Here is a 2,742-nt window from a genome sequence, read left to right on the forward strand (position 1 = left end):
AGTCGTCACACACCGATCGTGGACGCCCTTCGCCATGCCCGCGCCTGGTTCAGCAATAACCCATCAACGATCTAGGCCCGCGCCGCGCTGACGCGAGCGAAGACGCGGGGCCGAGAACCCGTACCGACGCCCCGTTCCGATGCGGTCCGGCCGGTCGTGTCCGGCCGCGTCGAGCGGTCGGCGACCGTATGGACGGAGATCCAAGACTGAGCGGAGCCCTCAACGCCGAGCGGCGTCGGGGGCTCCGTCGGTCCCGGCGAAGCTGTTCGCATGAAACGAAGGGTCCCCCGCAGTTCTGCGGGGGACCTCCTGAGCCCTTTTAGGTGCGACTTTGGAGAGAGAAAGTCACATCCGGTCACTCTTGGGCAGCAACAGCACAGTCGTTCGTTATTTCCTCCGGGGAAACGGCCATCTCCAGATCGCCGACTGCGGCACGATCCGTATTCTTCCCCTGCCCTGCCCTGCCCTGCCCTGCTCCGCGTCGGCGTCATCTCCGCCGTCGTGCGATCCACGCTCCGGTAGGTGAAGCCTGAATCCGATCAACCTGATGCGGATCTCCACTTCATTTCCGGTCCTCCAGTTGGCCAGCACTCCAAGTGCCGTCTCCACCACCACGAGAGAAACGTGAATTAGAGCGATGAATACGCTTCCTCGGCCGATCGCTTCCTCCAAACCGCGACCGGCCATGGTTGACCTAACCCTTCGTCATGCTCATGGTCGGGCTCGTTCCCCTTCCTCGTCACGAAGCCGCATTTGCAACACCAAAGATAGCCGACGGCCTCGTCTCCAGGTGCACAGACAAGGGAAATTCTCCTCAAAACCCGTGCGAGGAGGAAGAAATGGTCAAACAATGCACCTGTTTCCAAAATCTTCGGATCACTCACTTACGTCACTCCGTCGTTCCTGTGCCCGACATATCGCAAGGATCGTACGCCGACGGATCGACACCGCAGGCACGCACTTTGCGTGCATTGGAAAACCCGCCGGGAGTGAGCAAGCCGGCGACCCGAGGCGGGTTCCTCCCGGGGACACCAAAACCCCTGGAGGACGCATGTTCGTCAGCTTCGCTGGCGTTTAGCGTTTCGGGCCGGGTTCCTCGTGCTCGCCGTCCGCCCGGCCGATGTAGTAGGCGACCCACGCGGATTCCCCGTGACCGGGGAAGTACACGGTGACCTGGTCGCCGGTGTAGGTGTCGTCGGGTCCGTAGTGCTCGGTGACCCGGTGGCCTCCAGTCACCTCGCCGATCCCCAGGTCCGGCGTGCTGCGGTGGATGACCTTGGCGCCGATGGGCAGGCGTTCGGCCAGTTCCTTGAGCCGGTCGAACGCCTGCACGTCGCGGTGCTCTCCGCCGGTTGCCCGTTCCAGTTCGGTTTCCCACCGTCTGGCCATCGTCTCGCTGACCAGGCACCGCAGGACCCGGCGCTCCCCGGCCTGATCGGTGTAGCGGATGCCTCAGGTGCCCGAGGTATCGATCTTTTCCGGCACCGCCTCACCGGGGTGCGGCAGCACTTCGTACGGGATGCGGGGTTCGATCGTGACGGCCCATCCGTCGGCGGCGTGGGCGATCCGCCAGCCGTCCTCGGGCTCCAGCCCGATCCTGGCTGGGTCGTAGGGTTCGAACGCGACGATCCGGCGGACGTGCCCCAGGGTGGAGAGATCATCGCCGATCCGCAGGTAAGCGCCGTAGGTGCACAGTCGATCGCCCCACCAAAAAAGCGGCCTGTCGGCCGCCGGATACTCAGGTGTTGGGTTGTCGTGGCTCATGGTGTTCGTTCCGCGATGGCGCGCAGCTGGCCGATGGTCAGCCCGTTGACGGTCAGCTCGTCGGCGTTCTCGCTGGCTTCCAGCACGCTCACGTAGCGCTGGCCGATGGTCCAGCCGCTGTGCCGGTCGGCGGGCGTGTACACGTCGGTGATCCCCAATCCGGCCAGGAACTGGCGTGCCTCGGCGCGGGCGGCTGCGACACGGGCGGCGTGTTCGGCTTCCTGCCGTTCCCGCTCGATGCGGGTCTGGGTCGTCTCGATCACGTCGACTCCGTTGCCGAGCAGGACGATCCGGGTGGCCTTACCGTCGCTCACCCTGAACCGCAGCGTTCCTCGGTCGCCGTGGTAGGTGGACCCGTCCGCGAGGGTGAGCACGCCGTCGTGCTGTCCTTCGTACACGCACTCGATGTGGGCGGTCTCGGGCCGGTCGTTGATTCCTCGGATGACGTATCTCAGTCCGATGACGAGGTTTGGCCTACGCATCTTCTGCCTCCTTCTCGATGATTCCCAGGTCGTACAGCACCGTGTCGGCCTGGTCATACAGCTCCTGGACGGCCAGCAGCTCTTCCGCCAGTTCGGTGTACCTGCTGGTGGACTCCTCGATTCGCTCGTGCAGCCCCGTCTCATCTCGGTGGTGATGGCGTCGTGCAGCCACACCGAGTGGTGCACCGCGGCGACGTACCGGATCTTGTCCAGGTCGGGGCGGGCCAGGTAATGCCGCATCACCGTCCGTACCGTCGCGGCGGACCGCTGTCCGGCCCGCTGCGGATAACTGTGGCGGGCGTTCAGCGACCACGCGTCCAGGCCGGGATCGGTAAGGCGATCGATGCTCTGGACGACACCGGCCGCGCCGTTGAAGGTCGGGGAGCTCGATGCGCTCGTAGTAGCCGGACCGCCAAGGGTTGGACCGCCCCGGCGAAGTTGGAGGCCGGATCGCTTGCTTCTCAACCGGCCAGAGATGTAATACCACGTGACCGGT

4 protein-coding genes are annotated in these 2,742 nt (G+C 65.0%); all 4 read right to left on the minus strand.

Annotation, left to right across the window (positions count from 1 at the left end):
- Window positions 1-1,074 precede the first annotated feature (1,074 nt).
- On the minus strand, window positions 1,075-1,389 hold the full coding sequence (locus tag ACFFNX_RS47825; RefSeq protein WP_378213071.1) for a hypothetical protein: 315 nt from the start codon (window positions 1,387-1,389) through the stop codon (window positions 1,075-1,077).
- Between the two features lie 63 nt (window positions 1,390-1,452).
- Entirely contained in the window at window positions 1,453-1,764 is a 312-nt protein-coding gene (locus tag ACFFNX_RS47830; protein WP_378213072.1) for a hypothetical protein, read from the minus strand.
- A complete protein-coding gene (locus tag ACFFNX_RS47835) occupies window positions 1,761-2,246 on the minus strand; it encodes a hypothetical protein (protein WP_378213073.1) in 486 nt (161 codons plus the stop codon). The genes ACFFNX_RS47830 and ACFFNX_RS47835 overlap by 4 nt, the downstream gene beginning before the upstream one ends.
- Complete coding sequence (locus ACFFNX_RS47840; protein WP_378213075.1) at window positions 2,239-2,418, minus strand: hypothetical protein; 180 nt, start codon at window positions 2,416-2,418, stop codon at window positions 2,239-2,241. Before ACFFNX_RS47840 ends, ACFFNX_RS47835 begins: the two co-directional genes overlap by 8 nt.
- Window positions 2,419-2,742: the final 324 nt, after the last annotated feature.

It is taken from the genome of Actinoallomurus acaciae (assembly GCF_042429965.1).
Lineage (GTDB): Bacteria > Actinomycetota > Actinomycetes > Streptosporangiales > Streptosporangiaceae > Actinoallomurus > Actinoallomurus acaciae.